At 74.2% G+C, this 21,397-nt stretch carries 20 protein-coding genes; 8 read left to right on the top strand and 12 right to left on the bottom strand.

The features are described from left to right. The first annotated feature begins 1 nt into the window (after position 1). Positions 2-688: a YqeB family protein gene (locus J2S66_RS36505; protein ID WP_310314258.1), complete on the top strand. Its 687-nt coding sequence runs from the start codon at positions 2-4 to the stop codon at positions 686-688. Between the two features lie 58 nt (positions 689-746). Here the strand turns inward: J2S66_RS36505 and J2S66_RS36500 are convergent, their stop codons facing one another. The 3 genes from J2S66_RS36500 to J2S66_RS36490 form a co-directional block, all read right to left on the bottom strand. Beyond that, positions 747-1,259, bottom strand: a complete 513-nt coding sequence (locus J2S66_RS36500) for a regulatory protein RecX (RefSeq protein ID WP_310315377.1) — start codon at positions 1,257-1,259, stop codon at positions 747-749. A gap of 113 nt (positions 1,260-1,372) precedes the next feature. Next, on the bottom strand, positions 1,373-2,416 hold the full coding sequence (gene recA, locus J2S66_RS36495) for a recombinase RecA (RefSeq protein WP_306746937.1): 1,044 nt from the start codon (positions 2,414-2,416) through the stop codon (positions 1,373-1,375). A gap of 181 nt (positions 2,417-2,597) precedes the next feature. Then, a complete protein-coding gene (locus J2S66_RS36490) occupies positions 2,598-2,792 on the bottom strand; it encodes a DUF3046 domain-containing protein (protein ID WP_306746938.1) in 195 nt (64 codons plus the stop codon). 304 nt (positions 2,793-3,096) lie between these two features. On the opposite strand from J2S66_RS36490, the gene J2S66_RS36485 reads away from it, so the two are divergent. Further along, positions 3,097-3,222 carry a hypothetical protein gene (locus J2S66_RS36485; RefSeq protein ID WP_310314253.1) on the top strand — a complete coding sequence of 42 codons (126 nt, stop codon included), beginning with the start codon at positions 3,097-3,099 and terminating at the stop codon, positions 3,220-3,222. Positions 3,223-3,243: 21 nt separating this feature from the next. Here the strand turns inward: J2S66_RS36485 and J2S66_RS36480 are convergent, their stop codons facing one another. Next, on the bottom strand, positions 3,244-4,482 hold the full coding sequence (locus J2S66_RS36480; protein WP_310314249.1) for an MFS transporter: 1,239 nt from the start codon (positions 4,480-4,482) through the stop codon (positions 3,244-3,246). Between the two features lie 61 nt (positions 4,483-4,543). Then, entirely contained in the window at positions 4,544-6,508 is a 1,965-nt protein-coding gene (locus tag J2S66_RS36475) for an Hsp70 family protein (protein ID WP_310314246.1), read from the bottom strand. A 69-nt stretch (positions 6,509-6,577) separates the two neighbouring features. Here J2S66_RS36475 and J2S66_RS36470 point away from each other — a divergent pair, with 69 nt between their 5' ends. After that, positions 6,578-11,173, top strand: coding sequence for an ATP-dependent helicase (locus J2S66_RS36470; RefSeq protein ID WP_310315375.1), 4,596 nt, complete (start codon positions 6,578-6,580; stop codon positions 11,171-11,173). A gap of 34 nt (positions 11,174-11,207) precedes the next feature. On the opposite strand, the gene J2S66_RS36465 is transcribed toward J2S66_RS36470, so the two are convergent. The 3 genes from J2S66_RS36465 to J2S66_RS36455 form a co-directional block, all read right to left on the bottom strand. Further along, positions 11,208-12,203 (bottom strand): 1-aminocyclopropane-1-carboxylate deaminase, encoded by a 996-nt coding sequence (locus J2S66_RS36465; RefSeq protein WP_310314244.1) that lies wholly within the window; start codon positions 12,201-12,203, stop codon positions 11,208-11,210. A 1-nt stretch (position 12,204) separates the two neighbouring features. Next, complete coding sequence (locus J2S66_RS36460) at positions 12,205-12,843, bottom strand: GntR family transcriptional regulator (RefSeq protein ID WP_306746945.1); 639 nt, start codon at positions 12,841-12,843, stop codon at positions 12,205-12,207. A gap of 69 nt (positions 12,844-12,912) precedes the next feature. Further along, complete coding sequence (locus J2S66_RS36455; RefSeq protein ID WP_310314239.1) at positions 12,913-13,623, bottom strand: VOC family protein; 711 nt, start codon at positions 13,621-13,623, stop codon at positions 12,913-12,915. Positions 13,624-13,646: 23 nt separating this feature from the next. On the opposite strand from J2S66_RS36455, the gene J2S66_RS36450 reads away from it, so the two are divergent. After that, positions 13,647-15,230, top strand: a complete 1,584-nt coding sequence (locus J2S66_RS36450) for an alkaline phosphatase D family protein (RefSeq protein ID WP_310314236.1) — start codon at positions 13,647-13,649, stop codon at positions 15,228-15,230. Positions 15,231-15,276: 46 nt separating this feature from the next. Here the strand turns inward: J2S66_RS36450 and J2S66_RS36445 are convergent, their stop codons facing one another. Further along, positions 15,277-16,041, bottom strand: coding sequence for a maleylpyruvate isomerase family mycothiol-dependent enzyme (locus J2S66_RS36445; protein ID WP_310314232.1), 765 nt, complete (start codon positions 16,039-16,041; stop codon positions 15,277-15,279). Continuing rightward, positions 16,038-16,445 carry an SAV_6107 family HEPN domain-containing protein gene (locus J2S66_RS36440; RefSeq protein WP_306746949.1) on the bottom strand — a complete coding sequence of 136 codons (408 nt, stop codon included), beginning with the start codon at positions 16,443-16,445 and terminating at the stop codon, positions 16,038-16,040. The genes J2S66_RS36445 and J2S66_RS36440 overlap by 4 nt, the downstream gene beginning before the upstream one ends. A 182-nt stretch (positions 16,446-16,627) precedes the next feature. On the opposite strand from J2S66_RS36440, the gene J2S66_RS36435 reads away from it, so the two are divergent. After that, positions 16,628-17,128: a YbaK/EbsC family protein gene (locus J2S66_RS36435; RefSeq protein WP_310314227.1), complete on the top strand. Its 501-nt coding sequence runs from the start codon at positions 16,628-16,630 to the stop codon at positions 17,126-17,128. Further along, positions 17,125-17,694, top strand: a complete 570-nt coding sequence (locus tag J2S66_RS36430; RefSeq protein ID WP_310314224.1) for a GNAT family N-acetyltransferase — start codon at positions 17,125-17,127, stop codon at positions 17,692-17,694. The genes J2S66_RS36435 and J2S66_RS36430 overlap by 4 nt, the downstream gene beginning before the upstream one ends. A 38-nt stretch (positions 17,695-17,732) precedes the next feature. Here the strand turns inward: J2S66_RS36430 and J2S66_RS36425 are convergent, their stop codons facing one another. Both J2S66_RS36425 and J2S66_RS36420 read right to left on the bottom strand, forming a co-directional pair. Next, positions 17,733-18,356: a CHAP domain-containing protein gene (locus J2S66_RS36425; protein ID WP_310314221.1), complete on the bottom strand. Its 624-nt coding sequence runs from the start codon at positions 18,354-18,356 to the stop codon at positions 17,733-17,735. A gap of 87 nt (positions 18,357-18,443) precedes the next feature. After that, entirely contained in the window at positions 18,444-20,123 is a 1,680-nt protein-coding gene (locus J2S66_RS36420; RefSeq protein ID WP_310314218.1) for a DUF885 domain-containing protein, read from the bottom strand. A 105-nt stretch (positions 20,124-20,228) separates the two neighbouring features. Here J2S66_RS36420 and J2S66_RS36415 point away from each other — a divergent pair, with 105 nt between their 5' ends. Together J2S66_RS36415 and J2S66_RS36410 are read left to right on the top strand one after the other, a co-directional pair. Beyond that, positions 20,229-20,879: a DUF3153 domain-containing protein gene (locus J2S66_RS36415; RefSeq protein ID WP_310314216.1), complete on the top strand. Its 651-nt coding sequence runs from the start codon at positions 20,229-20,231 to the stop codon at positions 20,877-20,879. A 47-nt stretch (positions 20,880-20,926) separates the two neighbouring features. After that, a complete protein-coding gene (locus tag J2S66_RS36410) occupies positions 20,927-21,370 on the top strand; it encodes a carboxymuconolactone decarboxylase family protein (protein ID WP_310314213.1) in 444 nt (147 codons plus the stop codon). Positions 21,371-21,397: the final 27 nt, after the last annotated feature.

Here is a 21,397-nt window from a genome sequence, read left to right as displayed (position 1 = left end):
GATGGACGTGCGTCGAGCCACGGTGGTCGCCGAACCCGGCTGGCAGGTCGGCCTGGTGTGGGCCGGTTTCCCGCTGGCGGGCGCGGGTGTGCTGTTCGGGTTGAAGTCGATCGCGGGCTGGGTGGCCGGACTGTCCTGGGCGCCGATGCAGGGGCCGTTCCGGCTCGTCGCGTCGATCCCCGAGCCGTGGGGCACGGTCGGCTCGCTCGGCGCGGGCCTGGTGCTGGGCCTGGTGGTGGCGGCGATCGCCGCGCACGAGCGGCTCACCGTCGAGGTGTTCAACGAGGGCGTGGAACTGGAGCGCGGCGGCAAGACCTGGAACGTCGACCGCACGCTGGTGTCCGGGGTGTTCCTGGACGGCAAGAAGCTCGTGCTGCTGGGCGTGGACACCGGCGAGCTGGCCCGCGAGAGCCACGACCTGGACGCCGGGGCACTGGCCGACGCCTTCCAGACCCACGGCTACCAGTGGCTGGACGGCGACCCGTACGCGGCTGACTACCGGCGCTGGGTGTCGGGCACGCCGGACCTGCCGCCGGGGGCCGACGCGCTGCTCAAGGTGCGCGCAGACGCGCTGCGCAAGGACGACGGGGAGGACGCCGCCCAGCTGCGCGAGGAACTCGCCAGGTTGGGCGTGGTGGTCCGGGAGGACAGGAAGAAGCGCCAGTTCTGGCGCCTCACCCGCCCCTAGGCCGCGATCCCCCGGAGCCGCGGGGTTCGGCGACGTGGAGGACGACGGGGGTGGGTGGTCAGTCCTGGGGCAGGTGCTCCAGGGCTTCGGCGTCCTCGCCCGCTCGGCGCAGCTCGTCCTTCACCACGCGGTAGGCGAGGCCCTCCGCGTAGCCCTTGCGCGCCAGTGCCGCGACCAGCCGGCGAATCCTGGTCGTGTCGTCCAGGCCGGACATCGTGCGCAGCTTCTTGCGCACCAGGTCGCGGGCTCGATCCTCCTCGGCCTCGTCGTCGACCGCCGCGACGGCCTCGGCGGCCACCTCGTCGGCGACGCCCTTCCGGCGCAGCTCCAGGGCCAGCGCCCGCCGACCCAGGCCTTGGTGGGTGTGCCGCGAGCGCACCCAGACCTCGGCGAACGCGGCGTCGTCGATCAGGCCCGCCCGGTCGAACTTGCCGAGCACGAGGTCGGCCGTCTCCTCGCGGATGCCCTTGCGCAGCAGCGCGTCTCGCAGCTCCACGCGCGTGCGGGCACGGGCGGTGAGCAGCGCGTAGCAGATGTCCGTCGCCTTGCGCTGCTCCTTCGCCGGGTCGATCGGGGGCGACTGCTCCCCGTCGACCTCGCCGTCGACGCCGCTGCCGAAACCGGGGCCGGCCGAAGGGTCGCGGGGCGTCCCGCGACCACGGCCACCTCGTCGTGCCACGAAACTCAGAACTCGACCGGCGCGGGCGCGGTCTCGTCGGCGTCGAGGGTGGCCCCGATGCCGAGCTTGTCCTTGATCCGCTTCTCGATCTCGTTCGCCACGTCCGGGTTCTCGCGCAGGAACTTCCGCGCGTTCTCCTTGCCCTGGCCCAGCTGGTCGCCCTCGTAGGTGTACCAGGCGCCCGACTTGCGCAGGATGCCCTGGTCCACGCCCATGTCGATGAGCGAGCCCTCGCGGCTGATGCCCTGGCCGTAGAGGATGTCGAACTCGGCCTGCTTGAACGGCGGGGCCACCTTGTTCTTCACGACCTTGACCCGGGTGCGGTTGCCGACCGGCTCGCCGCCGTCCTTGAGGGTCTCGATCCGCCGCACGTCGAGGCGCACGGACGCGTAGAACTTCAGCGCCTTGCCACCGGTCGTGGTCTCGGGCGAGCCGAACATCACGCCGATCTTCTCGCGCAGCTGGTTGATGAAGATCGCGGTGGTGTTCGACGAGCTGAGCGCACCGGTGATCTTCCGCAGCGCCTGGCTCATCAGGCGGGCCTGGAGGCCGACGTGGTTGTCGCCCATCTCGCCCTCGATCTCGGCGCGGGGCACCAGGGCCGCGACCGAGTCGATGACCAGGATGTCGAGCGCGCCGGAGCGGACCAGCATGTCCGCGATCTCCAGCGCCTGCTCACCGGTGTCGGGCTGGGACACCAGCAGCGCGTCGGTGTCGACGCCCAGCTTCTTCGCGTAGTCGGGGTCCAGCGCGTGCTCCGCGTCGATGAACGCGGCGATGCCGCCGTTGCGCTGGGCGTTGGCCACGGCGTGCAGCGCGACGGTCGTCTTACCGGAGGACTCCGGGCCGTAGATCTCGACGACGCGGCCGCGCGGCAGGCCGCCGATGCCGAGCGCCACGTCCAGCGCGATGGCGCCGGTGGGGATCACCTCGATCGGCGCGCGCCCCTCCTCGCCCAGCCGCATGACCGAGCCCTTGCCGAACTGCTTGTCGATCTGGGCCAGGGCCAGTTCGAGGGCCTTGTCCCGGTCGGGAGCCTGGGGTGCCATCTGGGGTCCACCTCGGTTTGTCTTGGTTCTCTGTGCCATGTCGGGACCGACGGTACGGGTGGGGTCCGACATTTTCGGCCGGGGACCGAGTCACCCGCGGGGATGTGTCACCCGGTCGTGACGCGCAGCATAGCCGAACAGGTGTTCGACCACCGGGTCGACACGCCGCGTGACGGCCGCGTCACCGGCGCTGTTCCGGCACGTCGAACGCGTCGCAGACGGCCAGCCAGACCTCCTTGGGCGGGAAGCCCGCCTCCAGCGCCTCGTCCGCGGTGCGGCCGCCCAGCGCCGACATCACGTGCTCCCGGGCCACCATCTCCGCCCGGACCTGGCCGAACTCGTCCGCCATCAACTTGCGGAAGACCGTGTTGCGCATCGCACCCAGGCTAGCGCGCCGCCGCCCGGGCCCGGCTGTCGACGTCGTGGTCGTCGAACCGGCCCCGGGAGGTCCCGATCCCCGCCGAGTCCGCCCCGGCCCGCCGCACGCGGTCGAGCAGCCGGTCGGAGGCTGGTGCTCGCCGTGGCCGACGGGCACCCGTCACCGGGCAGCGCGAGGTCACCCCGGACGACCTCGCCCGCGGCGCGGTCTCCAAGGCCGCCTGGGCTGGGGCGCGGTGTGGCCCGAGTCGGGTGGAACGGACGTGGTGCGCGAATTCGCCGCCGCGCGCTAACCTCGGGGTGTGCTGCTGCTCCAGGTGGACACCACCGGCCTGTCCTCGCCCATCGGCACCATCGCGGTGGTCGCCGCCCTCGTCGCGGCGATCGTGGTGGGCGTGCGCGCGCTCTGGCACAACCGCAAGCGCTGAGCCCGCCACTCCCGGTCCGGTTCAGCGCACCCGCTGCAACGACGAGTGCAGGCACGCCGCCAGCAGCGGCAGCGCGGTGACCCCCAGGACCAGGCCCAGCGCGCCGTAGGACCACACCGTGACCACGATGCCCGCCGCCACGCCGCCGATCGCGCCGCCCGCGTTCATGCACAGGTCGGACAGGCCCTGCGCGGCCGTCCGGTCCGCGGGCGCGACCGACTCGGTGAGCAGCGCGGAGCCCGACACCACCCCCGCCGACCAGCCGAAGCTCAGCAGCACCAGCCCGACGGCGAGCTGCGGCGTGTCGTGCGCGGGCGCCATGCTCACGATGGCGGAGGCGGCGACCACCAGGGCCGCGCCGACCGCCAGCACGGGCACCCTGCCCACCCGGTCGGCCATCCACCCGAACAGGGGGCTGGCCGCGTACATCGCGGCCACGTGCAGGCTGATGACGACGCCCACCACGCGCAGCGACGAGCCCGCGTGGTCCATGTGCACGGGGGTCATGGACATCAGGCCGACCATCGCCGTGTGGGAGAGCGCGACGCCGCCGAGGGCGAGCTTCGCGGTGGGCGACAGCGACCGCCACAGCGCCACGGAGCCGCGCGCGGCGCCCACCCCGCGACGCTCGGGCGGCGGGGTGGGCGCGGCGGACCGGGCGACGACCAGCGGGTCGGGTCGCAGGAACCGCAGCACGACCAGCGCGGTGGCGGCGAACAGCGCGGCGGACAGCAGGTAGGGGCCCGCGCCGACGGGCAGACCGGCCCCGGTGGCCGCGCGGCCGGCCGGGTCGGCGAGGTTGGGCCCGGCGACCGCGCCGATCGTGGCCGCCCACACCACCAGCGCGAGCGAGCGCGCCCGGCGGTGCGGGTGGGCGAGGTCGGTGCCCGCGTACCGGGAGGCGAGGTTCGCGCTGGACGCCGCGCCGAACAGCACGAGCGCGGCCAGCAGCAGCGGCCACGCGCCGAGGACGACGGCGCACGCCGCCACCGCCGCGCCGACCGCGCCCGCGCCGTAGCCCAGCACCAGGGCCGGGCGGCGCCCGCGTCGACCGGCCAGCCGGGCCACGGGGAGGGCGAACAGGGCCGCGCCGAGCACCGCGCTCGTCTGCGCCAGGCCGCCGATCGCGTCGGAACCGGCCAGGGAGGCCGCGACGAGCGTGCTCACGGCGAGCCCGATGGTGGTCCCCGCCGACCCCAGCACCTGGGTGGCGACCAGCACCCGGAGCACCTTGCGCTGCACGGCCTCCACGACGGTCATGATCATGATCGTGCCAGGGGACCACCCCGCCGACCAGCCACCGTCCGGGTTGCTCCCCTGGTCAGGCGCCGGGCTGGACCGAGGACTCGAAGAAGTCCGCGACCTCGTCGGCGGTCAGCTCCTCGCCGCCGCTCTTGGTCACGATGCCCAGCAGCGGACGGCCCTCGACGGTGAACACCAGCAGCCCCAGGCCGCCGTCGGCGGACGCCTGGTACTTGCCCGCGAACCCGTTGCCCGCCCACCTGGCCTCGACCACGTCGCTCTTGAGCGACCGGACGACGGCCACCGCGCCCTGCTCCGCGCCCGTGGTCGTCTCGGTCAGCACGTACTGCACCGAGTAGTCGTCCTGGACCGCGCAGCTCACCACGGTGCCCTTGATGCCGTCGACGCCGCCCACGCCCGGGGTACCACCGGCCTTGCAGGTACCGGTGTCCGGAATCGTTCCCGCCAGCCGCCGCAGGCACTTGGTGAAGCCCTTGTCGTCCTGCGCGGTGTCGTTCTTGCAGTCCTGGGCGGTGGGGACGCCCTCCCCGCCGAACGCGAACCAGCCGCCGACGCCCGCCAGCGCCACCGCGAGGGCCGCGCCCACCGCGACCAGCACGTTCCTGCTCGGCTTCTTCCTCGCGGTCCTGGCGCGCGGGGAGGTGCTGGGGAAGTTGAACTGCTGCGGGCCGCTCAGCGCCGGGTTCACCGGGTACGGGCCGCTGACCGCCGGGTTCACCGCGTACGGGCCGCTGTGCACGGGGTTGGGCCCGCTCAGCGCCGGGTTGGGCCCGCTGAGCGCCGGGTTGGGCCCGCTGAGCGCCGGGTTGGGCCCGCTGAGCGCCGGGTTGGGCCCGCTGAGCGCCGGGTTGGGCCCGCTGAGCGCCGGGTTGACCTGGTACGGGCCGCTGTGCACGGGGTTCACCGGCCCGGTGACGACCGTGTCCGGCTCCTGCGGCCTCGCCGGTTCCTGCGAGCGCGGCGTGACGCCGTCCTTGGGCACGTGGTGCGCGCCGAGCGCGACGGCGGTCTCCGGCTGGTCCAGGCTCGTCGGCACCACCCGCACCTGCTCGGCGATCATGGTGGCGACGAGGGGGATGCGGCTGGAGCCGCCCACGAGGTAGATGCCCGCGAGCTGGTTCGGCGCGAGGCCGGTGGACCGGATCGTGGACGCCAGCAGCTCGGCGCTGCGCAGCATGCTCGGCCGGACCAGCGCCTCCAGGTCGGACCGGTTGACCAGCACGTCCTCGAACGGCTCGGGCATCGGCACCTCGGTGTGCGCGTGCCTCGACAGCGACTCCTTGGCGGCCCGCACGTCCTCCTGCAGCGCGCGGCGGGCGCGGCGGTCCGCGGTGGACACCGGGCGCAGCAGCCGCTGCCACGCCGCCGGGTCGCGGTGCGACACCTGCCGGCCGACGTGCTCCAGCAGCGCCTGGTCCACGTCGAGGCCGCCCAGGTCGGGCAGGCCGTCCTCGGCGAGCACGGTGAAGCCGTTCTGGGTGGCGCCGACGATGGCCACGTCGAACGTGCCCGCGCCCAGGTCGTACACGGCCAGGGCCTGGCCGACGGCCAGCGACGCGTAGTGCGAGGCGGCGGCGACCGGCTCGGGGACCAGCACGACCTCGCCCGTGACGCCCGCCAGCCGGGCCGCGGACAGCAGCACGTTGCGGCGCGTCGGGCCCCACTGGGCGGGGTGCGTGAGGCGGATCTCGTCGACGGGCTCGCCGCCGAGCTGGCGGGTGGTCTCGTCGAGCACGCGGCGCAGCACGGCGGCCAGCGCGTCGCTGACCGGCACGACGTTGTCGCCCAGCAGCAGCGCGCCGTCGTCCACGCGGCGCTTGGGGTTGGGCTCGAAGCGGGACGGGTCCAGGCGGGCGCGGCGCTCGGCGTCGCGGCCGACGACCAGCGTGCCGTCCTCCTCGCAGTAGACGGCGGACGGCATGGTGGCCGACCCGTCCACCTCCACGACCCGGGGCGGCCTGCCGTGCGCGGCGAGCACCGCGACGGTGTTGGAAGTGCCCAGGTCCACGGACAGGACGCGCACGGTTTCACCCTTTCGGTTCGAACGGGGTGATCGTGCCACAACCGGAAATTGTCGGACCGCTGGTTCAGGATGGTCGTCGTGGACGTCCTCGACCGCTTCTCCCCCGCGACCCGGCAGTGGTTCGCCGGCGCCTTCGCCGCGCCCACCGCGGCGCAGGCGGGCGCGTGGGAGGCGGCGGCCGAGGGGGAGCACGCGCTGGTCATCGCCCCGACCGGCTCGGGCAAGACGCTGGCGGCGTTCCTGTGGGCCCTGGACAAGCTCGCGTCGACGCCGCCGCCGGACGACCCGAAGCGCCGGTGCCGGGTGCTGTACGTCTCACCGCTCAAGGCGCTGGCGGTCGACGTCGAGCGCAACCTGAGGGCGCCGCTGGCGGGCATCCGGCAGGCCGCGCACCGGCTGTCGCTGCCCGAACCGGGCACCACGGTGGGCATGCGCACCGGTGACACCCCGGCGGACGCGCGGCGCGCGTTCGCCAGGACACCGCCGGACGTGCTGGTCACCACCCCCGAGTCGCTGTTCCTGGTGCTCACCTCGGCGGCGCGGGAGTCGCTGCGCGGGGTGGAGACGGTGATCGTCGACGAGGTGCACGCGGTGGCGGGCACGAAGCGCGGCGCGCACCTGGCGCTGTCGCTGGAGCGGCTCGACGCGCTGCTGGAACGCCCGGCGCAGCGCATCGGCCTGTCCGCGACGGTGCGGCCGGTCGAGGAGGTGGCCGCGTTCCTCGCGGGCGGGCGGGCCGTGCGGGTCGTGCAGCCGAGGACGGCGAAGACGATCGAGGTGCGCGTCGAGGTCCCGGTCGAGGACATGTCGGTGCTGGGCGAGCCCACCGGCGAGGTGTCCGGGTCGGCGGCGGGCGCGGAGCAGCGGGCGTCGATCTGGCCGGCGGTGGAGCGGCGGGTGCTGGAGCTGGTGCGGCGGCACCGGTCGACGATCGTGTTCGCCAACTCGCGGCGGCTCGCGGAGCGGCTCACCTCCCGGTTGAACGAGCTCGCCGAGGAGGAGGCGGAGCTGTCGGGCGCGCCCGACCTCGACGGCGCGCCCGGCGCCGACCCCGGCCGGTTCCCGGCCGAGGCGGTCGGCCAGTCCGGCGTCACCGCGCAGCGCGCCGCCACGATCGCCCGCGCCCACCACGGCTCGATGTCGCGCGAGCAGCGCGTCGTGGTCGAGGAGGAGCTGAAGTCCGGGCGGCTGCCGTGCGTGGTGGCCACCTCGTCGCTGGAGCTGGGCATCGACATGGGCGCGGTCGACCTGGTGGTGCAGGTGGAGGCGCCGCCCACGGTCGCGTCCGGGTTGCAGCGCGTCGGCCGCGCGGGTCACCAGGTGGGCGCGGTGTCGCGCGGGGTGGTGTTCCCCAAGTTCCGGGGCGACCTGGTGTCGTGCGCGGTGGTCGCGGAGCGGATGCGGGACGGCGCGATCGAGGCCGTGCGGTACCCGCGCAACCCGCTCGACGTGCTCGCGCAGCACGTCGTGGCCATGGTGGCGATGGAGACGTGGACGGTCGGGGCGCTGGCGGGGCTGGTGCGGCGGGCGGCCCCGTTCTCGGCGCTGCCCGAGTCGGCGCTGCACGCCGTGCTCGACATGCTGTCCGGCCGGTACCCGAGCGAGGAGTTCGGCGAGCTGCGCCCGCGCATCACGTGGGACCGGGTCGGCGGCGAGCTGCGCGGCCGGCCCGGGTCGCAGCGGCTGGCGGTGACCTCCGGCGGCACCATCCCCGACCGGGGGCTGTTCGCGGTGATGACGCCGGCGTCCGAGCGCGGCCCCGGCTCGCGGGTGGGCGAGCTGGACGAGGAGATGGTGTACGAGTCGCGGGTCGGCGACACGTTCCTGCTCGGCACGTCGTCGTGGCGCGTCGAGGACATCACCCACGACCGCGTGGTCGTGGTGCCCGCGCCCGGCCAGCCCGCGCGGATGCCGTTCTGGAAGGGCGACGCGCCGGGCCGCCCGCTGGAGCTGGGCCGCGCGCTGGGGAAGTTCCTGCGCGAGGTGTCCGCGCTGGACCGGGCCGAGGCGGAGGAGCGCACCGCCGCCGCGGGCCTGGACGCGTGGGCGACGTCGAACCTGCTGGCCTACCTGGGCGAGCAGCGCGAGGCGACCAGGCACGTGCCGAACGACCGCACCGTCCTGGTCGAGCGGTTCCGCGACGAGCTGGGCGACTGGCGGCTCGTCGTGCACTCGCCGTTCGGCGCGCAGGTCAACGCGCCGTGGGCGCTGGCCATCGCGGCGCGGCTGCGCGAGCGGCGCGGCATCGAGGTGCAGGCGGCGCACTCCGACGACGGCATCGTGGTGCGGCTGCCGGACGCGGTGGACCTCGACGGCTCGCCGGTGGTCGCGGGCGCCGAGGACGTGCTGCTCGACCCGGAGGAGGTCGACCGGGTCGTCGTCGCCGAGGTGGGCGGTTCGGCGTTGTTCGCGGCCCGGTTCCGCGAGTGCGCGGCCCGGTCCCTGCTGCTGCCCCGCCGCGACCCGAGGCGGCGCACCCCGCTGTGGCAGCAGCGGCAGAAGGCCGCGCAGCTGCTGTCGGTGGCGGCGAAGTACGAGAGCTTCCCGGTGGTGCTCGAAGCCATGCGCGAGTGCCTCCAGGACGTCTACGACGTGCCGGGGCTGCGGGAGCTGATGACGGACATCCGGGCGCGCCGGGTCCGCGTGGTCGAGGTGGAGACGCCGTCGCCCTCGCCGTTCGCGCGCAGCCTGCTGTTCGGCTACGTCGGCATGTTCCTGTACGAGGCGGACGCGCCGCTGGCCGAGCGGCGGGCCGCCGCGCTGTCGCTGGACTCGACGCTGCTGGCCGAGCTGCTGGGCTCCGAGGCGATCCGCGAGCTGCTCGACCCGGAGGTCGTGGAGGAGGTCGAGCGCACCCTCCAGCGCCTCGTCCCCGACCGGCGCGCGCGCGACGCGGAGGACGCCGCCGACCTGCTGCGGTTCCTGGGCGACCTCACCGAGGCCGAGGCCGCCGAGCGCGGCGTGCGGCCGGAGTGGCTGGCCGACCTGGTGGCGCAGCGCCGGGCGATCCGCGTCCGCGTCGCGGGCGAGGACCGGGTGATCGGCATCGAGGACGCGGGCCGGGTGCGCGACGCGCTGGGCGTGGCCCTGCCCGTGGGCGTGCCCGAGGCGTTCACCGAACCGGTCGCCGACCCGCTGGGCGACCTGCTGTCCCGCTACGCCCGCACCCGGGGCCCGTTCCCGGCGGCGCGGGCGGCCGAGCGGTTCGGCTTGGGCGTCGCGGTCGTCACCGGCGTGCTGGAGCGGATGGCGGCGGCCGGTCGCCTGGTGCGCGGCGAGCTGAGGCCGGGCGGCACGCACACCGAGTACTGCGACTCCGAGGTGCTGCGCAGGCTGCGCCGGGCGTCCCTGGCCCGGCTGCGGGCCGAGGTGGAGCCGGTGGAGCCCGCCGCCCTGGGCCGGTTCCTGCCGACCTGGCACGGCGTGGGCCGCCGGCTGCGCGCCGCGCCCACCGTGGACGACGTCTACTCGGTGGTGGAGCAGCTGGCCGGCGCGCCGCTGCCCGCCAGTGCCGTCGAGTCCCTCCTGCTGCCCGCCCGCCTGCCCGGCTACGGCCCGGCGCTGCTGGACGAGCTGACCGCGTCCGGCGAGGTCACGTGGACGGGCTGCGGCTCCCTCGCCGGCGGCGACGGCTGGATCGCCCTGGCGCCGACGGACGTGGCCGACCTCCTGCTGCCGGACCTGGTCCCCGAGGCCGCGCCCGACTCGCCGCTGCACACCGCCGTGGTCGAGACCCTCGCCGGCGGCGCGCTGTTCTTCCGCCAGGTGGTGGACCGCGTCTCCCTGCAGGGCCCGACGACTGACGGCGAGGTCGTGGGCGCGCTGTGGGACCTGGTGTGGGCGGGCATCGTCACCAACGACACCCTGGCCCCGCTGCGCGCCCTCGTCGCCGGCGGCGGCACGGCCCACGCACCGCGTCGCGCCGCGCCGCGCGGCCGCTACGCCCGGATGCGCTCGGGCAGGCCGGACATGCCCAGCCGCACCGGTCCGCCGACGGTCGCCGGCCGCTGGTCCCTCGCCGTCGTCCCGGCCACCGACCCGACCCGCCGGGCGCACGCCCGCGCCGAGGCGTTCCTGGAGCGCCACGGCGTGCTGACCCGGGGCGCCCTGGACACCGAGCGCGTCACCGGCGGGTTCAGCGGCGTGTACCGGGTGCTGCGGGCGATGGAGGAGTCCGGCCAGGTGGTGCGCGGCTACGTCGTCGAGGGCCTGGGCGCGGCCCAGTTCGCCGCGCGCGGCGCCGTGGACCGCCTGCGCGCCCTGTCCCGCCCGCCGGGCCAAGAGCACGCGGGCACGCCCGACGCCGTCGTGCTGGCCGCCGCCGACCCGGCCCAGCCGTACGGCGCGGCCCTGTCCTGGCCGGCCCCGGTGGGTGAGGGCAGGCACCGGCCGGGCCGCAAGTCCGGCGCCCTGGTCGTCCTGGTCGACGGGGTGGCGGTGCTGTACGTCGAGCGGGGCGGCCGGTCGCTGCTGTCGTTCACCGAGGACGAGGACGCCCTGCACGCCGCCGCGCGGGCGCTCGGCCGCGCCGTGCGCGACGGGTGGCTGGGCCACCTGGCCGTGCAGCGGGCGGACGGCGAGGTGGCGCTGGGCTCGCGGCTGGCGGACGTGCTCCAGGAGGCCGGGTTCCGCGCCACCCCGAAGGGGCTGCGACTGCGGGCGTGACGCCGGGCACGTCCGGCGGCACGCCCGCGCCCCGTCAGCGGAACAGCGAGCTGTAGGCGTTGAGGGCGGGCTGGCCGCCCAGGTGCGCGTACAGCACCGTCGAATCCCGGGGGACCTCCCCGGTCTCCACCAGCCGGATCAGACCGGCCAGGGACTTGCCCTCGTAGACCGGGTCCGTGATCATCCCCTCCAGGCGGGCGCCGAGCCGCATCGCGTCCACTGTGGACTCGCCGGGCACGCCGTAGACGCCCTCGTGGAACCGGTCGTCCAGGACCACCTCGGACTCGGCCACCTCCACCTCCAGCAGCCCGGCCGTGTTCCGCGCGATGCGCAGCACCTGGTCGCGGGTGGCGTCCGGCTTGGCCGACGCGTCGATGCCGATGACCCGCCGACCGCTCCCGGCGAAGCCGGCGACCATCCCGGCCTGCGTGCTGCCGGTCACCGAGCACACGACGATCGTGTCGAAGCGCACACCCAGCTCCGCCTCCTGCCGCTCGACCTCGGCCGCCCAGCCGGCGAAGCCCAACCCGCCCAGCCGGTGGTCGGACCCGCCCGCCGGGATCGGGTACGGCGTGCCGCCCGCCGCCCGGACGCCCTCGACGGCCTCCTCCCACGCGGGCTTCACGCCGATGCCGAACCCGGCCTCCACCAACCGGACCTCGGCGCCCATGAGGCGCGACAGCAGGATGTTGCCCACCCGGTCGTACACCGCGTCCGGCCAGTCGACCCAGCTCTCCTGCACCAGCACGCACTTCAACCCGGCTCGCGCCGCCGCCGCCGCGACCTGGCGGGTGTGGTTGGACTGCACGCCGCCGATGGAGACGAGCGTGTCGCAGCCGGTGGCCAGGGCGTCGGCGACGAGGTACTCCAGCTTGCGGGTCTTGTTGCCGCCGTAGGCGAGGCCGGAGTTGCAGTCCTCGCGCTTGGCCCACACCGACGCTCCGCCGAGGTGCCGGGTGAGCCGTTCCAGCGGGTGCACCGGCGACGGGCCGAACGTCAGCGGGTACCGGGGGAAGTCGGACAGCGCCATCTCAGTTCTCCTCCAGCAGTTCGAGCAGGGTCGCCCAGTTGCGCTCGACGAGCCGGGACGCCAGGTCGGCGTCCCGGGCGGCGCAGGCGGTGGTGATCTCGTCGTGCATGGCCACCGAGTGGCGACCGGTGGGCGCGGCGAAGCGCAGGCGTTCCAGGCGGCGCACGAGCGGCGTGTAGCGCTCGATCGTGGCGATCACCGCGAAGTTGCCGCTGCGCCGCACGGCCACGGCGTGGAAGTCGTCGTCCGCGGCCAGGGCGGCGGGCACGTCGCCGGTGGCGAGCGCCTGGGCGAACGCCGCGTTGGCCGCGCGCATCCCGTCGAGGTCGGCGGCCGTCAGGGCGGGCACGGCGAGGCGCGCGGCCAGGGCGTGCATGCTCTGGATGACGACCTGCGCGTCCCGCACGGCGGTGGTGTCGAGCGGCGTGACGCGGGTGTAGCTGTGCGGCTTGGTCTCGACCAGGCCCTCGTCGGTCAGCCGGGCCAGCGCCTCGCGCACGGGGGTGCGGGACAGGCCGAGGCGTTCGGCCAGCTCGACGTCCTTGATCGGCGTGCCGGGCGCCAGGTCGCCGCCCAGGATGGCCTCGCGGATCGCGGTCAGCGCCTGGTCCCGGTACAGCGCCCGACTGATATATTGCATATCGGTACTGTAGACGACGGCACCCCCGAGTCACAGGGGCGCCGCCCGGAACCGCGTGTCAGCGGGCGGTCAGCGGGGCGTCAGCACGCAGAACTCGTTGCCCTCCGGGTCCGCCAGCACCACCCACGGCACGTCGCGCTGCCCGACGTCCACGCGCACCGCGCCCGCCGCCTCCAGTCGCGCCACCTCGGTCGCGATGTCGCCGTCGGCGAACGGCGCCGCGTCGAGGTGCACGCGGTTCTTGCCCGTCTTCGGCTCGGCCACGCGGACGAACTCCAGCCACGGTCCGCTGTCCCGCCGCAGCGACGCGCAGTCGTCGTGCTCCCGCACCACCGGCAACCCGCTCACGCCGGCCCAGAAGGCGGCCTGCGCGGTCGGGTCCAGCGCGTCCACGACCACCGCGGCGACCGGCCCGATCCCGGTGTACTCCGCACGCGGCTCCAGCACGCAGAACTCGTTGCCCTCCGGGTCCGCCAGCACCACCCACGGCACGTCGCGCTGCCCGACGTCCGCCCGCACCGCGCCCAGTTCCAGCGCACGCGCCACGATCTCCGCCTGCTCCTCCGCCGACGACGACGCGAGGTCGAGGTGCACGCGGTTCTTGCCCACCTTCGGGTCGGCCACCGGCACGATCACCAACTCCTGCCCGTCCGCCACCGCCACGTCCACCTCGTCGGGGCCCTCGTCGACGACCTCCGTGCGCAGCAGCGACGACCAGAACCGGCCGAGCGCTACGGGGTCGCGGGAGTCCAGGACGACATCGGTCCACCTCGTGGTCATGGACCGAAGGTAACGTCTGCCCCATGGCGGAGTTGGTGCTCGGTCCGGTGCTCAGGCACGTCGACCCCAGGTCGGCCACGCTCTGGGTGGAGACGGACACGGCGTGTGAGGTCGAGATCGCGGGACACCGCGCGGCCACGTTCCAGGTGGGCGAGCAGCACTTCGCCCTGGTCGTGGTGGAGGACCTCGAACCCGGCACGACGATCCCCTACGACGTGCGGATCGGCGGCGACGTGGTGTGGCCGCCGGCGGAGTCGCCGTTCCCCGCGCCGGTGATCCGCACGGGTCCGGTGCGGCGCATGCTGTTCGGCTCGTGCCGCGCGGCGAAGGCGATCCCCAACCCCACGAAGGCCGACAAGCTCGGCGTGGACGCGCTGGACTCGTACGCGCTGCGGATGAAGGACGAGCCGGTCGAGCGGTGGCCGGACGCGCTCGTGCTGCTGGGCGATCAGGTGTACGCCGACGAGCCGACGCCGCGGATCACGGAGTGGTTGGCGGAGCGGCGGCCGGAGCCCGTGGGCGAGGTCGTGTCGTTCCGCGAGTACGCCGAGCTGTACCACGAATCGTGGGCCGACCCGGAGATCCGCTGGCTGATGTCGGTGGTGCCGACGTCGATGATCTTCGACGACCACGACGTGCGCGACGACTGGAACACCTCCCGCACGTGGCGGGAGCAGATGGCGACCAAGAAGTGGTGGCCCGAGCGCATCCGCGCGGGGTTGGCGTCGTACTGGGTCTACCAGCACCTGGGCAACCTGTCGCCGGACGAGCTGGCGCGCGATCCGCTGTACCAGAAGGTGCGCACGACGGGCGGCGACGTGCAGCAGCTCCTGGAGGACTTCGCCGAGGAGGCCGACCGGGAGGTCGACGGCCACAAGTCGACGCGGTGGAGCTACAAGCGCGACTTCGGGCCGATCCGGCTGCTGGTGATCGACACCCGCAGCGGGCGCATCCTGTCCGGGCCGGAGCGGCTGATGGTCGGCAACGGCGAGTTCGAGTGGATCGAGGAGAACGCCACCGGCGACTTCGAGCACCTGCTGATCGGGTCCTCGCTGCCGTGGCTCATGCCGCACGGGTTGAGCCACCTCCAGTCGTTGAACGAGCGCATGGCGGGCCTGCCGGGCCTGCGCGGCCGGATCGGCGAGACGGTGCGCCAGGTGTCGGACCTGGAGCACTGGCCCGCGTTCCGCGCGTCGTTCGAGCGGTTGGCGAGGCTGTTGGAGCGCGTCTCGAAGGCCGAGGACGCGCCGGGCACGGTGTGCGTGCTGTCGGGCGACGTGCACCACAGCTACGCGGCGCGCGCGTCGTTCGCCTCGAAGGTCGACGCCAAGGTCTACCAACTCGTGTGCTCGCCGGTGCACAACGACCCGCCGTGGATCTTCCGCCCCGCGTTCCGCCTGTCGTGGTCGAAGCCGATCGCGCGGTTCCTGCGCTGGTTGGCCGACCGCCGCGGCATCTCGCCGGACCCGGTGGCGTGGCACAAGCTGAGCGGTCCGCACTTCGGCAACTCGGTCGGCATCCTGGAGTTCGAGGGCCGCGAGTCCCGCTTCCGCCTGGAGACCGCGAGGACCGACGGCCTGCACGAGGCGGCGTCGCTCACCCTGTAGCGGCGAGGGGTCCTCCCGGGACGGCGACCGCCCCGGGAGGACCGGCCTACTTCGTGGCCAGCCTCAGCAACGCCCACAGCTGCGCGACCGCGTCGTGGTCACCGCTCGCCGGCGGCAGCTCGCGGTCCGGGATGCGGCCCCACAACCAGCGGTAGACCTGCATCGGCGTGCCGCCGACCCGACCGTCCGCCACCGCGTCCCCGCCGGGCGGCACCAGCCGCGCCGTCGCCGGTTCCGGCCCGGCGACGGCGATCCACGTCCGCTCCCCCGCCCGCACCGCCACCGACCCGGGCCGCGTGCCGCGCACGCCGAGGACGTCCAGCCGGTGCCCCAGCCACAGGGTCAGCACCTCGTCCACCCCGTCCTCGGCGATGTCGTCGTCCACCGGGTCGATCGGCAGCCCGGCCGCCGACTGCACGTCCATGCGGTGCACGGTGGACTCGTGCGCGAGCCGCCGCGCCCAGAACGCGGCCGTCCGCTCGGCGGGCCACCACGTCTCGCAGAAGTCGTCCGGGTCGCGCACCCGCAGCGCCCGCACCAACGCGGGCACGCCGGCGCGCACGTACTCCTCCAGGGGCTGCCCGCGCCCCGGGTCCTGCTGCCACACCAGCGGTTGCCTGCCCTCCCTCAACCAGGTCGACACCATCCGGTAGGTGCTGCCGACGTGCCGTGCCGTCTCCCCCAGGTTCAGGCCGGGGCACGCGGGCACCTGGCGTTCCGGGCGCTGCCCGGCCACCGAGGCGGCCAGGCGTTCGGCCTCCAGCTCGACGACGTCGATCAGGCGGTCGTAGTCGACCAGTCCCCTGCTCACAGTGTTCTGTCCTCGTACATGATCTCGTCGACCAGTTCGGTGAACTGCGCCGCTTGGCGCACGAGGTCGTCGGCCGCTCTCGGCGTGACCCGCCCGGTGATGCCCGCCAGGACGGCCGCGCGCGTCGCCGAGCACTCGGCGAAGTACGCGGCCCACTCGCGCAGCTCCGGCGCGAGCCGGGGCAGCAGGACCCAGACGCTGGTCGGCTTGGCGCGTCCCCGGTGGGGACGGCCCCGCGCCGCCAGCACGGCCGCCGCCGCGCGCATCGCGGCCAGGTACGCCTCCGCGAAACGAGCGGCCGGGTCGGCCTCCCGCCCGGCCTGCGCGAGGCAGGAACGGGCCTGGGCGAGCAGGTGCACCGCCGACGCCGGCGGGAGTGGGAGGCGGGGGAAGGTCGAAGTCATCTCGCGGCCTCCTCGCGGCGTCGGGACGGCGACGACCGCCGCGGGGAGACGGCGGCACTTGGTGGTGGGGCGCTTCCCCCGCCCCACCACCAAGGCATTGCTCGAACAGACGTTCGAGCGCACCAAGACTATCCTGCCGGCCCGGCACTCCTCAACCCGGCAGCGCGTGGTCTCATGAACGGGTGAGCGCACTCGACCACCCCGGCATCCGCAAGGTCTCCGCCGCCCTGGCCGAAGCAGGGCACCACGACGCGGCGAACGGCATCCGCGTGCTGGCCGACGCCGTCCGCACCGCCGCCGCGGCGGCCGAGGCGGTCGGCGTGCCGGTCGGTGCGATCGCCAACAGCCTCGTGTTCGCCGCCGTCCGGGGCGACGAGACCACACCCCTGCTCGTGCTCACCTCCGGCGCGCACCGCGCCGACACCGCCACGCTGGCCGCCCTGGCCGGGGCGGACCGCATCGAACGCGCCACCCCTGACTTCGTCCGGCAGCACACCGGCCAGGTGATCGGCGGCGTCTCGCCGGTCGGCCACCCCGCGCCCATCCGCACCTTCGTGGACGTGGCCCTGGAGCAGTACGACGTGGTGTGGGCCGCCGCGGGCCACCCGCACGCCGTCTACCCCACCACCTACGCCGGCCTGGTCGAGCTGACCGGCGGCACACCCGCCGAGGTGGCGCGGTGACCGCGGCACCGTCGCAACGGCTGGTCGAGCTGTCCCCGCGCGAGCTCAACGCCCGCCTCGGCGAGGCCCTGGCGCTGTACGTGAGCGCCATGGACTACCCGGCCGGCACGGCGGAGCAGCGCGCCCCCATGTGGTTGGCGCACATGCTGCGCGAGGGCTGGCGGTGCGTGGTGGCCCTGGGCGAGGAGGACGAGCTGATCGGCATCGGCTACGGCTACCGCGGCTCGGTGGGCCAGTGGTGGCACGAGCAGGTGCGCCACGGCCTGACCACCGTCGCCGGGCCGGGCGCGGTCGAGGAGTGGATGCGCGACTACTTCGAGCTCACCGAGCTGCACGTCCTGCCGCGCGCCCAGGGCCGCGGCGTCGGCGAGCAGCTGCTGCGCAACCTGCTGGCGGGCGTGCCGACGTCACGCGTCCTGCTGTCCACCCCCGAGGGCCCGAGCAAGGCGTGGCGCCTCTACCGGCGCATGGGCTTCGCGGACGTGCTGCGGCACTACCAGTTCACCGGCGACCCGCGCCCCTTCGCGGTCCTGGGCCGCACCCTGCCGATCGACCGGGACGACTAGGACAGCGGGACGACCAGGACAGCGGGCCGGCCGGACGGCTAGAACGGCGACACGAACCCGGTGGCCTTCAGGTACCTGCCGGCGTTGAGCCCCTCGATGCTGCGCAGCTTCGAGTAGACGACCCGGTCGCCGAAGTTCCCCTCGACCGTCCGCACGTGCGTGGCCTTGCGCCCGGTCCGGTCGTACTTGACCTCGACCACCAGCCCCACGTGCGCGTGGAAGTCGGGGAAGTTGCCGTACACGACGGCGTCACCCGGCTCCACGTCCCGCTCGGAGATGTCCTTCCAGCGGCCGGTGGTCTTGCCCCACTTCTGCCAGTACGTCGCCCAGTGGCCCTGCTCCAGCACGGACGCGCCGGGGGCGGGCCGCATCGACGGCTTGTCCACCACGCCCGCGGTCGCCCACGCCCAGTTGACGAAGACGCCGCACCACTCGGCGGGGCGCAGGACGCCGGGTTCCACGTCCCGGTACTTCTCCGGGTAGAAGTTGCCGTTGCCCTCGCGCTGGCCGACCTCGCGCAGCGCGTGGTCGACGATGTCCTGCCGGATGCGCCACTGCGCCTGGTCGCCCACCCCGGGCTGCGCCTGTGCGGGAGCAGCGCCGAGCAGCACCAGCGCGACCGCCAACGCCCCGAGCGCCGCGCGCCTCGTCCGTCCGCCCACGGGTCCCCCCTCGCTCGTCCACAGGACATCAAACACCGGAACCGGTGACCTGCGCGTGAGGCCACCGGTTCCGATCGAATCAGAACGTCACAGTTCCGCCAAGCGCTCGCGCAGCGTGTCCAGGCCCATCGCGCCCATCTCCAGCGCGTCCTTGTGGAACACCTTCAGGTCGAACGAGGACCCGTGCCGCGCGCGGGCGTCGTCGCGCGCCGCCAGCCACAGCCGCTCGCCGAGCTTGTACGACGGGGCCTGGCCGGGCCAGCCCAGGTAGCGGTCGATCTCGTCGCGCACGTGCGCCGGGTCGGTGATCGTGCGGGTGAGCATGAACTCCAGGCCCAGCTCCGGCGTCCACCGCTCGCCCTCGTGGAAGCCGGTGCCCCTCGGGATCTCCAGCTCCAGGTGCATGCCGATGTCGATGATCACCCGGGCCGCGCGGAACAGGTGGGCGTCGAGCATGCCCAGCAGGTCGCCGTCGTCCTCCAGGTACCCCAGCTCGCGCATCAGCCGCTCGGCGTACAGCGCCCAGCCCTCGCCGTGCCCGGAGACCCAGCACAGCAGCCGCTGGAAGTCGTTGAGCTTCCCGGCCTGGTAGACCGCCGTCGCGACCTGGAGGTGGTGGCCGGGCACGCCCTCGTGGTAGACGGTCGTGACCTCGCGCCAGGTGGAGAACTCCTGCTTGTCGTCCGGCACGGACCACCACATGCGACCCGGCCGGGAGAAGTCCGGCGTCGGGCCGGTGTAGTAGGCGCCCACGCCGCCGCCGGGCGGCGCGATGCGGCACTCCAGCGCCATCAGCTCGTCGGGCAGCTCGAAGTGCACGCCCCGCACGTCCCGGAGGGCCTTGTCGGACAGCTCCTGCATCCACGACCGGAGGCCGTCCTTGCCGTGCACCAGGTACCGCGGGTTCGCGTCCAGCGCCCCGGCGGCCTCGGCGAGCGAGGCGCCCGGCTTGATCCGGCCCGCGACCTGCTTCATCTCGGTCTCGATGCGGGTGAACTCCGCCCAGCCCCACTCGTAGGCCTCGGCCAGGTCCAGCTTCGACCCGGTGAAGTAGCGCGACTGGAGGCGGTACACGTCCTCGCCGACCGCGTCCTTCTCCGGGGCCCGGGGCGCCAGCTCGGCCCGCAGGAACGCCGCCAGGTCCCCGTACGCCGAGGCGGCGGCCTCCGCGCCGGCCAGCAGCTCCGTCCGCAGCGCGCCGTCACCGGGGGCGCCCGCGACGAAGTCGGCGAAGAACGACGACTGCCCGCCGCGCCCGGCCCACGTGTCGCACTGCTCGGCGACCCGGGTGACCTGGCGCAGGGCCGAGACCCGCCCCTTGTCCGCGGAGGACGCCAACCCGGCGCGCAGGTCGGCCAGCGCCCGCGGCACCGCCTTGAGCCGCTCGGCGATCACGGCCCAGTCGTCCGGGGTCGCGGTGGGCATCTGGTCGAACACCTCGCGCAGCGACTGCACCGGACTGGCGATGACGTTGAGGTTGCCCTCCACCAACCCGGCCTCGTGCAGCTCGACATCGAGCCCGACCCGTTCCAGGAACACGGCCTTCGCGTCGGCCTCGGACTTGTCCGCGGGCTCCGCCGCCTCCACCGCGGCCAGTGCCTTGCGGGCCAGTTCCTCCCGGGCCGCGTGCCCCTCGGGCGAGTAGTCGGGCAACCGGTGGTCGTGGCCGGGCAGGCCGATGGACGTGGCGATCAGCGGGTCCGCCGCCGCGTAGTCGGCTACGAACTGGTTGCTGATGCCGTGCACGCCGGCCGAGGAGGTTGACATGCGCCGCACGTTACCTGCGGCCCCTGTACCACCGACAGGTATTTAGCGAGGCTCACGATTACGGACCACAGGTCAACTTTTGACGGCAGCCGGCAGGATGACCGCGTGTCCAGGGCCTCCGCGCTCCTCCTCCCGGTTCTCCTCCTCGCGCTGCTGTCGCTGACGGGGTGCGTCCGGCTGCACGCCGCCATGGCGTTGTCGCAGGACGACCGCGTGTCGGGCGAGATCACCGCCGCCACGCCACCCACCCGGGACAACGACCCGGGCCCCCAGCTGAAGGTGCCGGACGAACTGGCCGGCCGCGTCACGACCAAGCCGTACGCCGCCGACGAGTACGTGGGCACCCAGGTGTTCTTCAGCGGCCTGACGTTCGACGAGGTCCGGGCCCTGTCGATCGCGACCAGCGCCTCCTCCAGCCGCTACCAGCTGAACTTCCGCCGCTCCGGCGACCTGGTGACGCTGTCCGGCTCGGTGGACCTGACCCAGGTCCCGCCGGAGCGGGCCGACATCCAGGTCAAGATCAGCTTCCCGGGTGAAATCATCGACACGAACGGGCGAGAAGAAGACAACGCCACGATCGCCTGGGCGCCCAAACCGGGCCAGGCGTCGATGCTGAACGCCACCGTGCGCTACGCCGGGGCGAACTCCGTGTCGTACTTCGGCTGGACCATGCTGGTGGCCGGCCTCACCGGCGGCGCGGCCCTGATCGTCGTGGTGCTCGCGGCGGTCGCCCACCGCCGGAACGCGGTCGCCTGACGCGCCGGGTCCTGTCACACCACCGGCCGCCGTCTCGTCCTCCCCACATGAGGATGAACTTCGCCGAGGTCGCCCCCCGTGCGTACAAGCTGATGATCGCCCTGAACACCTACACCACCGAGCACGTCGACCACACGCTCCTCGAACTGGTGAAGCTGCGCGCGTCGGTCCTCAACGGCTGCGCGTTCTGCGTCGACATGCACACCCAGGACGCGCTCAAGGCGGGCGAGAACCCCCAGCGCCTCTTCGCGGTCTCCGTGTGGCGCGAGTCGCGGTTCTTCAGCGACACCGAGCGGGTCGCCCTCGAACTGACCGACGCCGTGACGCGCCCGGGCGAGCACGGGGTGCCCGACGACCTCTGGGAGCGGGCGTCGAAGGCGTTCACCGAGAAGGAGCTGGCCGACCTGCTGGCGCTGATCATCAGCATCAACGGCCTGAACCGCCTCGGCGTGACCCTCGACTCGGCCACCGAGCGGCACCTGCACGCCTAGGGCGGCCACGCCCGGCACGGTCCCGGT

The organism is Saccharothrix longispora (assembly GCF_031455225.1).
Classification (GTDB): domain Bacteria; phylum Actinomycetota; class Actinomycetes; order Mycobacteriales; family Pseudonocardiaceae; genus Actinosynnema; species Actinosynnema longispora.
The sequence above is the reverse complement of the archived record's forward strand: the minus strand, read 5'-3'. Positions and strand labels throughout refer to the sequence as shown.

Coding starts and splice junctions, on each gene's coding strand:
- J2S66_RS36480 (WP_310314249.1), bottom strand. CDS start 4,482: ATGACCGTCGTGGAGGCCGTGCAGCGCAAGGTGCTCCGGGTGCTGGTC.
- J2S66_RS36440 (WP_306746949.1), bottom strand. CDS start 16,445: ATGACTTCGACCTTCCCCCGCCTCCCACTCCCGCCGGCGTCGGCGGTG.
- J2S66_RS36420 (WP_310314218.1), bottom strand. CDS start 20,123: ATGTCAACCTCCTCGGCCGGCGTGCACGGCATCAGCAACCAGTTCGTA.
- J2S66_RS36410 (WP_310314213.1), top strand. CDS start 20,927: ATGAGGATGAACTTCGCCGAGGTCGCCCCCCGTGCGTACAAGCTGATG.
- J2S66_RS36465 (WP_310314244.1), bottom strand. CDS start 12,203: ATGGCGCTGTCCGACTTCCCCCGGTACCCGCTGACGTTCGGCCCGTCG.
- J2S66_RS36455 (WP_310314239.1), bottom strand. CDS start 13,623: ATGACCACGAGGTGGACCGATGTCGTCCTGGACTCCCGCGACCCCGTA.
- J2S66_RS36490 (WP_306746938.1), bottom strand. CDS start 2,792: ATGCGCAACACGGTCTTCCGCAAGTTGATGGCGGACGAGTTCGGCCAG.
- J2S66_RS36470 (WP_310315375.1), top strand. CDS start 6,578: ATGGTCGTCGTGGACGTCCTCGACCGCTTCTCCCCCGCGACCCGGCAG.
- J2S66_RS36460 (WP_306746945.1), bottom strand. CDS start 12,843: ATGCAATATATCAGTCGGGCGCTGTACCGGGACCAGGCGCTGACCGCG.
- J2S66_RS36505 (WP_310314258.1), top strand. CDS start 2: ATGGACGTGCGTCGAGCCACGGTGGTCGCCGAACCCGGCTGGCAGGTC.
- J2S66_RS36450 (WP_310314236.1), top strand. CDS start 13,647: ATGGCGGAGTTGGTGCTCGGTCCGGTGCTCAGGCACGTCGACCCCAGG.
- recA (WP_306746937.1), bottom strand. CDS start 2,416: ATGGCACCCCAGGCTCCCGACCGGGACAAGGCCCTCGAACTGGCCCTG.